11 protein-coding genes are annotated in these 8,182 nt (G+C 43.8%); 5 read left to right on the top strand and 6 right to left on the bottom strand.

All coding sequences use genetic code 11. From position 1 onward, the window contains the following. Positions 1–174 precede the first annotated feature (174 nt). The 4 genes from H5300_RS24340 to H5300_RS24325 form a co-directional block, all read right to left on the bottom strand. Positions 175–384: a DUF2897 family protein gene (locus H5300_RS24340; protein ID WP_004734277.1), complete on the bottom strand. Its 210-nt coding sequence runs from the start codon at positions 382–384 to the stop codon at positions 175–177. A gap of 8 nt (positions 385–392) precedes the next feature. After that, on the bottom strand, positions 393–1,067 hold the full coding sequence (locus H5300_RS24335; RefSeq protein ID WP_182797117.1) for a M15 family metallopeptidase: 675 nt from the start codon (positions 1,065–1,067) through the stop codon (positions 393–395). Between the two features lie 46 nt (positions 1,068–1,113). Next, entirely contained in the window at positions 1,114–2,250 is a 1,137-nt protein-coding gene (gene dapE / locus H5300_RS24330; RefSeq protein ID WP_017090166.1) for a succinyl-diaminopimelate desuccinylase, read from the bottom strand. Positions 2,251–2,349: 99 nt separating this feature from the next. Next, positions 2,350–2,697 carry an ArsC family reductase gene (locus tag H5300_RS24325; RefSeq protein WP_017079437.1) on the bottom strand — a complete coding sequence of 116 codons (348 nt, stop codon included), beginning with the start codon at positions 2,695–2,697 and terminating at the stop codon, positions 2,350–2,352. 205 nt (positions 2,698–2,902) lie between these two features. Here H5300_RS24325 and H5300_RS24320 point away from each other — a divergent pair, with 205 nt between their 5' ends. Continuing rightward, positions 2,903–3,190, top strand: a complete 288-nt coding sequence (locus H5300_RS24320) for a helix-turn-helix domain-containing protein (RefSeq protein WP_004734273.1) — start codon at positions 2,903–2,905, stop codon at positions 3,188–3,190. A 117-nt stretch (positions 3,191–3,307) separates the two neighbouring features. Here the strand turns inward: H5300_RS24320 and H5300_RS24315 are convergent, their stop codons facing one another. Together H5300_RS24315 and H5300_RS24310 are read right to left on the bottom strand one after the other, a co-directional pair. Next, positions 3,308–3,640, bottom strand: a complete 333-nt coding sequence (locus H5300_RS24315; protein WP_017084124.1) for a DUF4156 domain-containing protein — start codon at positions 3,638–3,640, stop codon at positions 3,308–3,310. Between the two features lie 12 nt (positions 3,641–3,652). After that, a complete protein-coding gene (locus H5300_RS24310) occupies positions 3,653–3,997 on the bottom strand; it encodes a DUF2956 domain-containing protein (protein WP_017084123.1) in 345 nt (114 codons plus the stop codon). A 94-nt stretch (positions 3,998–4,091) separates the two neighbouring features. On the opposite strand from H5300_RS24310, the gene H5300_RS24305 reads away from it, so the two are divergent. From H5300_RS24305 to H5300_RS24290, 4 genes are all read left to right on the top strand, one after another. After that, positions 4,092–4,568 carry a DUF2919 domain-containing protein gene (locus H5300_RS24305; protein ID WP_182797116.1) on the top strand — a complete coding sequence of 159 codons (477 nt, stop codon included), beginning with the start codon at positions 4,092–4,094 and terminating at the stop codon, positions 4,566–4,568. 65 nt (positions 4,569–4,633) lie between these two features. After that, complete coding sequence (locus tag H5300_RS24300) at positions 4,634–5,557, top strand: Dyp-type peroxidase (protein WP_102463645.1); 924 nt, start codon at positions 4,634–4,636, stop codon at positions 5,555–5,557. A gap of 122 nt (positions 5,558–5,679) precedes the next feature. Next, entirely contained in the window at positions 5,680–6,813 is a 1,134-nt protein-coding gene (locus H5300_RS24295; RefSeq protein ID WP_182797115.1) for a flagellin, read from the top strand. A gap of 297 nt (positions 6,814–7,110) precedes the next feature. Continuing rightward, positions 7,111–8,182 (top strand): flagellin (locus tag H5300_RS24290; RefSeq protein WP_182797114.1); only part of this gene is annotated, 1,072 nt, incomplete at its 3' end.

Below are 8,182 nucleotides of genomic sequence, written 5' to 3'. Positions count from 1 at the left end.
CCAGCGAATATCAGTTAGCATTGTTCTTGGCATGGTATTGGTTATGGTTTTACTTTTGGCGAAGCAAATTATAACTCTTTACCATGCTGTTCAAAAAACACTCACGAAAGATCAACACGCCCTAGTCGTCAGCGGATTATTAGCAAATTAGATTGGCTCCTTAGAGCTACAAAATTAAGCGTCTTTGTTGTCCGTAGACTCATCTTTTTGAGCTTTCTCTTGGTTCTGTTTATCCAATTGATTGAGTTTGTCTAAGTCTTTCTCTGTTTTGTTACGACCAGTCAGATCCATATTGGCAGTCTGTTTGAGCGCAGCAATATTACCCACCACAACACTAACCACGATGATGATGATCACCCAAGGGTTTGTAAGCCACTCCAACATAAGCGCTCCTAATGACTGATATTCGCCACGAAGCGCGCATAGATCTCGTCTAGCTGCTCCATAATAATCTCATACCCTAATATTGGCTTAGATTGGAGTTGCTTGCCAAGTAAAGAAGGAGATAACTGTGATAAACACAACTCCGATACTTTTCGATGGCTGATATGCCATGGTTCGATCGCGACACCGCCGAGGTCTTGGCTGTAAGGGAAGAAAAACCCATATTGAGATGCATTGGCAACAAGCCATTGGTAAAACGCTTGCTGGTGGCCCGTAAGGTATTCCCATGGTTCCAGTTGCAGCTGTGTGCCTTCAGGTAAGTGATTACGAGCAAAGACATCAAAGTCACATCCCCAATGGTGACGACTCGCCCCAGGCAGTGCAGACCACCTCAGTATCGCTGACAACTTTTGATGTTCACTAAGTGTTGATGCATCAAGTGGTTGGCTTTCTGAGTCTAATATTGGCGCTTCACCAGAAAACTTACGGTTCCAAATCCGAGATTGCCTTTCATAGTCGCGAAAGCCACTGGCAATCTCCATTTTAAAGCCAGCGAGTTGAGCAGCTTCAATCAAACTGTTTAGGTTATCTTTGACATCACAGTGAACCAAGAATGTCTTGGTGCCAATCAGGTTAGGTTCCAGATGAGAATCTGATTGCCCGGTAAGCTGCTCTGGTGTCATAACGCGTCTCTCAATAATTAGAGGCTATCAATCGCTGATCAAAGAACTATTTAGCGAACAGGTTCACTAATGTTCTCTCATACATGTCGGTTAGCTTCTCTAAGTCAGCCACTTTCACGCATTCGTTAACCTTGTGAATGGTTGCATTAACCGGACCTAGCTCTACGACTTGCCCTTTCATGCGCGCAATAAAGCGTCCGTCTGATGTACCACCTGTAGTCAGTAGTGCTGGTTTTACGTCATTAACGTGGCCAACGGCATCCACAATAGCATCAAGCAGTGAGCCTGCGTCTGTTAAGAACGGGTCGCCATTGAATGTCCATTTCAAATCGTATTCGAAATCGTACTTGTCGAGTGTATTTGTGATTCGTTCAACGATGATGTCGTTGTTTAATTCTGTACTAAAGCGAAGATTAAACTGAACATTAAATTCACCAGGAATGACGTTTGACGCACCCGTGCCCGCACTTACATTTGGGATCTGGAAGCTGGTTGGTGGGAAGTAGTCATTACCTTTGTCCCACTCGGTAGTAGCCAGTTCGTTGATCGCAAGCAGAGAGCTGTGTACTGGATTGTTCGCTAGATGAGGGTAGGCAACATGACCTTGTGTGCCTTTAATCGTGAGATCGCCAGTGATAGAACCACGACGGCCGTTCTTCACAACGTCACCAACATACTCAGTACTTGATGGTTCACCAACAATACACATATCGATGTTTTCACCACGGGCCATTAGTGCTTCCACAACACGAACCGTACCGTTGATGAAAGGACCTTCTTCATCTGACGTGATAAGGAAACCGATTGAGCCTGTGTGGTCTGGGTGTTTAGCAATGAACTGCTCGACTGCAACGATCATTGAAGCCAAAGAGCCTTTCATGTCTGCCGCGCCGCGACCGTGTAGGAAACCATCTACGATAGTCGGTTCGAATGGTTTGGTGTGCCACTGTTCAATCGGGCCTGCAGGTACAACATCAGTGTGGCCTGCAAAGGCAAATAGAGGCGCCTCTGTACCACGGCGAGCCCAAAAGTTCGTCGTATCTTCAAATACCATCACTTCGATTTCGAAGCCGAGTGCTTTTAAGCGTTCAATCATTAAATCTTGGCAGCCTGCATCTTCAGGGGTTACTGATTGGCGGCTAATGAGGTCTTTTGCCAGAGCCAAAGTTGGGCTATCTGTCATCCTTGAATTCCTTGTTTAAATAAAACGTCTAGTCATTAATTTTTAGGGCGCTGATTTAACGATCAACGTCCAGTAGTCTGTCTATCTAAATACAGTGCTCTAAGCAAAAATAGCGGCGTATTGGTCTGCTTTAAATCCGATATGAAGCTTACCGTCTACTTTTAGTATTGGTCGCTTAATCATTGCTGGTTGTTCAACAAGCAGAGTCACGGCTTTGTCTTCCGTTAATGTATCTTTCTGTTCTTGTGAAAGTTGGCGATAAGTCGTACCACGTTTGTTCAATACAAGTTCCCAGCCAAGTTCTGAACAGAAGGTCGTAACCAACTCTTCAGTGATGCCTTGTTTGCGATAATCGTGAAATTCGAACTTGATCCCTTCAGCTTCGAGCCATTTCTTTGCTTTTTTAATGGTGTCGCAGTTCGGAATGCCAAACATAGTGATAGTCATTGTTCTTCCTTTGGGTGATTTTATTTCGTTGTTATGAGTTGAATCCTATCAGGAAGCTGCAATTCAGACAAAATAGAGTGAGGAATATTTCATAGAGTGAAAAAAAACAGTAAGAAAATGTCACTATTGGAGACTTATTGATCAACCTCAACATGTTGTCAGCGAAAAAAGAAATAATTGAGTTGCACATATATAGGAGGTGTCAATGGAGTTGAGTCCTGTTTTTGCAAGGCGGCTATATTTAGCATTGTTAGTGGAAAGCCTTGATAGGCCAAATGTGCCTAAACTCATCGAAAAAACGGGTTGGCCTCGTCGTACTATTCAAGATGTACTCAAGGCGTTACCGGGGATCGGTATCGAACTTATGTTTGTTCAAGATGGGCGACGTCATAATGATGGCTATTACCAGTTATCCGACTGGGGTCCATTTGACAGTCAATGGGTTATCCAGCGTAAAGGCGATATAGCAACAAGCCTTGGATTTAGTGCATAAGCCAGCGAAAGCTGGCTTTCTTTTTTGCAGTAGAAGTAGAAATAGAAGAGGTAGCATCTCGCTCATTTGAGCGCTGAGCTATCTAACTATATTTCTACCTACTTACACAGTTTCTAACTACTTACACAGATAAGCAGTGCCCAACATAGTCACGGAAGTGGAAAAGTCTTGGGGAAGTGTAAATATCACGGTATCTGCACCTAGCTCAATCGTATTTGACTTGAGCTCATTCATCGCGCCCTGAATCAAGGTGTCATTTGGGTAAAACAGGTAACTATACCAATGGCCCTCGCTGCCAGTGACTTCCCCTTTATACTGACATTTATCGATATTAATCACGCCATGGTAATCCATTTGCACGTTGGCAGCTTCGCTATGAGGCGTTGATGTCGGTGTCGTGCAACCGAGTAACACGCTACTCATAGCCAAAGCGATTAATTCCTTTTTCATACGCTTATCCTGTTATTTCATCAAATAAATCGCGAAGCCTATCCAGCTAGCGAACAATAATAACCACGGCAATTTACTGGCGTGATTTGATGTTGTTTCATTATCCGAGTCGACATTCTGTTCTTGGTCTTGGTTCGCTTGTAGAGTCTGCTTCTCTTTCTGTACGCGCTTTTTAGCTTTATCGGCTTGGCGGCCACGTTCTTTCTGCTGCTTTTTATAGAGTGCGATGCCTTTCTCGATACCTTGAGCAATCAACTTGGTTTGTTCTTTGGTTTGAGCTGGCTTTTGCGTCGCTTTGGCTATCTTCAGTGCTTCTTGTTGAGATTCAACAGATGGTGTATTAGTTTTCTTTTTCATACTGAGTTCGATAATTAAAACGGATTAACCAATAAGATAACGCAAACCTAGTTAAGTATGAATGATTTGCGTTAAAGTGTTGGTTTGAAAATAAATGAAAGTGAGATTTGTGCGGTACTCCATAGAACAATACGACAAGGACGGCTTTTTAAAAGCCCCAATCCTATTATGGTTAGGTTGGCTATTTCTGGCGAAAGCTTTGGTCGTTTTCATTGTTGCAGGTGCAAGCCGAGAGTCGGGCACTGATATCCTCGAAATCATCTATCCAGATCATCAAATGTTTTATGTTGGGATTGCATTGAGTATTCCGAGCTTGTTACTCATGTGGTTGTTTGGACTCAGATCACCAGATAGAAAGCGCCTTAATAAAGTGGTTTCATGGGGACGTTGGGTCTCCATGATGGCTATCTTGGCACAAGGAACCCATACACTTTATTTAATCTATTTAGATAACGGATGGTTCCGTTGGTCTAATGCTATCACCCTATTGTTGCTCCTATGGTTAGCGCTTTATCTAACCAATAGCCATGCCGCCAGGGATTGCTTTAAAGTGGTTGAGCACGAAGACTGATTTTCATCAAAACATTTGCCCCATTCACAATTATACTTAGAAGCTAAAAATGAAAGGATTAATCTATGCTTAACACCTCAAATGAGCAGCCTAAAATTCAAAGTGCTATCTTGCCAGAAGCAGGGCCTTTCGCTCTTTATGTTCAACTAAAAGTGAATGAGAACGCTGCTAGCGTATTAGCGGAACTTCAAAAGCTACCGAGTTTAATCGACGAACTAAACCAAACTCAACCAGATGCGAACTTAACGGCATCGGTTGCGTTTTCAAAAGCTTTTTGGGATAAGTTCGAGCAAGCTGCTCCTTCTGATTTGATTGATTTTCCTGCGCTTGGAGAAGGTGATGTCACTGCACCGAGCACATTGTCTGATGTTCTGATTCACTGTCATTCAAATAGACACGATCTGCACTTCTTTATCTTACGTAAATTGCTATCTGAAGTAGCTGTGGACGTTGAAGTAGTTGATGAAACATACGGTTACCGCTTCCTAGATTCTCGTGACATGACTGATTTCGTTGATGGCACTGAAAACCCAAAAGACGCACAGCGCGCTGAAGTAGCGATTGTTCCTGAAGGTGAATTCGCTGGTGGTAGTTATGTGATGGTGCAGCGTTTTGTGCACAACCTGCCAGCTTGGAATCGATTGAATGTCTCAGCACAAGAGAAAGTGGTTGGCCGCACTAAACCGGACTCTATTGAGCTAGATGATGTTCCAGCGGCGTCTCACGTTGGCCGTGTGGATATCAAAGAAGAAGGCAAGGGTCTTAAGATTGTTCGTCACAGCCTACCTTACGGTACCGCTACGGGCGATCACGGCTTACTGTTCATTGCTTACTGTAATGTTCGTCATAACTTCGATGCGATGCTAGAGAGCATGTACGGCGTAACAGATGGTAAAACAGACCAACTGCTTCGCTTTACTAAAGCAGTGACAGGCGCTTACTACTTTGCGCCTTCGACTGACATGTTGAGTGCATTAACGATTAAGTAAATCACCTCGTATGCAGTAAAGAACGGGAGCCTCAGGGCTCCTTTTTTTATTAAAGTTTTATATGAACTGGTCGATATAAGAGCAATCGTGAGTTTTATTCATCTTTTTGTAAGTGAAGGTCTATGGCTATAACTGTTAATACAAATGTTTCAGCGCTAGTGGCTCAGAGAAACCTCTCTAATGCTAATAACATGCTGAATCAATCTTTGGAGCGCTTAGCTTCAGGGAGCCGTATTAATAGTGCAAAAGACGATGCGGCTGGCTTACAAATCTCGAATCGATTAGAAGCACAGATGAGAGGCATTGATGTTGCGGTTCGAAATGCTAACGACGGTATCTCCATTATGCAGACAGCAGAAGGAGCGATGAATGAAACCACCAATATCATGCAGCGTATGCGAGATTTGTCGCTGCAAGCGAGCAATGGCTCGAATAGCCAGTCGGAAAGGACGGCTATTCAAGAAGAAGTGACCGCCTTAAATGATGAGTTGAATCGAATTGCTGAAACCACCTCGTTTGGTGGTAAAAAACTCCTTAACGGCAGCTTTGGTAGCTCGTCATTTCAAATCGGTGGCAGTTCTGGTGAAGCGGTGCAGATAGGTTTGAAAAACATGCGCACCGATGACATCAATATGGGTGGTTTTAGCTATGTCGCCAATGGCATGGCAAGTGACTCGTGGGCAGTCAAATCCAACCAGAATGATATGACGATGTCGTTTACCGACCGTTCTGGTCAGCCACAAGAGCTCACCATTAATGCTAAAGCAGGTGATGATATTGAAGAGTTGGCGACTTATATTAATGGTCAAACGGATCTCGTCTCTGCTTCCGTCAATGATGAAGGGCAGCTTCAGATCTATATGTCTGGCGAAGACACTGCAGGCACGATCTCTTTCTCAGGTTCGTTAGCCAGTGAGCTTTCGATGTCGGCGGGTTATTACGAATCAGTCGATGACATCAATGTGACCGATGTGGGAGGTGCTCAGCGCGCCGTCTCTATTTTGGACACAGCGATGAAGTATGTTGATAGTCATCGTTCTGAACTAGGGGCAATGCAAAATCGTTTTGATCATGCCATCAATAACCTTGAAAACGTTCATGAGAACTTGGCGACATCCAACAGCCGAATCAAAGATACCGACTACGCTAAAGAAACCACTCAAATGCTCAAGCAACAAATACTGCAACAAGTCAGTACCACTATTTTGGCTCAAGCTAAGCAAGCGCCCAATCTTGCTTTAACCTTACTGGGTTAATAAATTGCCTCAAATCTTATAAAGGTAATTCAGCTTAACCAAAGCCCGTTGGTTAATAAAAGCACAACTTTTCGCTCGACCGACTTATCGACAACTTTAGTGTTTTTCTCATCTTTTTTTGATAATTTCACTGCCAGTCACGCTTTCTTCCCCTTTCTCTCTATTTCGTTAATTTTGTTGTTTTTTTCCTAAAGGTTTCAGCATTCACGCCGTTATTAAAAGTAACTTTGAGAGAACTACTTGGTTTTCCGAGACGTCGGAAACCGCTATACCGGAAAATCAATTGGAGAAATCACCATGGCAGTGAATGTAAATACAAACGTTTCAGCGATGACAGCGCAACGTTACCTAAACAACGCAAACAGCGCACAACAAACATCAATGGAGCGTCTAGCTTCAGGCTCTAAAATCAACAGCGCGAAAGATGACGCTGCGGGCCTACAAATCTCTAACCGTTTGAACGTTCAGAGCCGCGGCCTTGATGTTGCTGTACGTAACGCGAACGACGGTATCTCTATTGCACAAACTGCTGAAGGTGCAATGAACGAGACAACCAACATCCTGCAACGTATGCGTGATTTGTCTCTACAATCTTCAAACGGCTCAAACTCAAAATCTGAGCGTGTAGCGATTCAAGAAGAAGTAACAGCATTGAATGACGAATTAAACCGTATCGCGGAAACAACGTCTTTCGGTGGCAATAAGCTGCTTAACGGTACTCACGGTACTAAATCATTCCAAATCGGTGCGGATAATGGTGAAGCGGTAATGCTTCAACTGAAAGACATGCGCTCTGATAACGCTCAGATGGGTGGTAAAAGCTACCAAACTGAGAACGCGAAAGACAAAGACTGGAACGTTCAAGCTGGCGCAAACGACCTAAAAATGTCGTTCACTGATAACTTCGGTCAAGCACAAGAAATCGATGTGTCTGCGAAAGCGGGCGATGACATCGAAGAGCTAGCAACGTACATCAATGGTCAACAAGATTCTGTTAAAGCGTCTGTAACTGAAGACGGCAACCTACAAATGTTTGCAGGTAATAACAAGGTTGAAGGCAGCGTTGAGTTTTCTGGTTCACTTGCGGGTGAACTAGGCATGCAAGCGGGTAAAGAAGTAACGGTTGATACGATTGATGTAACGTCAGTTGGTGGTGCACAAGAATCTGTTGCAGTAATCGATGCGGCCCTTAAGTATGTAGATAGCCACCGTGCTGAGCTAGGTGCTTTCCAAAACCGTTTCGACCACGCTATCAGCAACTTAGACAACATTAACGAGAACGTTAACGCATCTAAGAGCCGTATTAAAGATACCGATTTCGCGAAAGAAACGACTCAGATGACTAAGTCTCAGATCCTTTCTCAAGCTT

It is taken from the genome of Vibrio sp. SG41-7 (assembly GCF_014164465.1).
Classification (GTDB): domain Bacteria; phylum Pseudomonadota; class Gammaproteobacteria; order Enterobacterales; family Vibrionaceae; genus Vibrio; species Vibrio splendidus.
This window is presented reverse-complemented; position numbering and strand designations above follow the sequence as displayed.

Coding starts and splice junctions, on each gene's coding strand:
- H5300_RS24340 (WP_004734277.1), bottom strand. CDS start 384: ATGTTGGAGTGGCTTACAAACCCTTGGGTGATCATCATCATCGTGGTT.
- H5300_RS24335 (WP_182797117.1), bottom strand. CDS start 1,067: ATGACACCAGAGCAGCTTACCGGGCAATCAGATTCTCATCTGGAACCT.
- dapE (WP_017090166.1), bottom strand. CDS start 2,250: ATGACAGATAGCCCAACTTTGGCTCTGGCAAAAGACCTCATTAGCCGC.
- H5300_RS24325 (WP_017079437.1), bottom strand. CDS start 2,697: ATGACTATCACTATGTTTGGCATTCCGAACTGCGACACCATTAAAAAA.
- H5300_RS24320 (WP_004734273.1), top strand. CDS start 2,903: ATGGAGTTGAGTCCTGTTTTTGCAAGGCGGCTATATTTAGCATTGTTA.
- H5300_RS24315 (WP_017084124.1), bottom strand. CDS start 3,640: ATGAAAAAGGAATTAATCGCTTTGGCTATGAGTAGCGTGTTACTCGGT.
- H5300_RS24310 (WP_017084123.1), bottom strand. CDS start 3,997: ATGAAAAAGAAAACTAATACACCATCTGTTGAATCTCAACAAGAAGCA.
- H5300_RS24305 (WP_182797116.1), top strand. CDS start 4,092: ATGAAAGTGAGATTTGTGCGGTACTCCATAGAACAATACGACAAGGAC.
- H5300_RS24300 (WP_102463645.1), top strand. CDS start 4,634: ATGCTTAACACCTCAAATGAGCAGCCTAAAATTCAAAGTGCTATCTTG.
- H5300_RS24295 (WP_182797115.1), top strand. CDS start 5,680: ATGGCTATAACTGTTAATACAAATGTTTCAGCGCTAGTGGCTCAGAGA.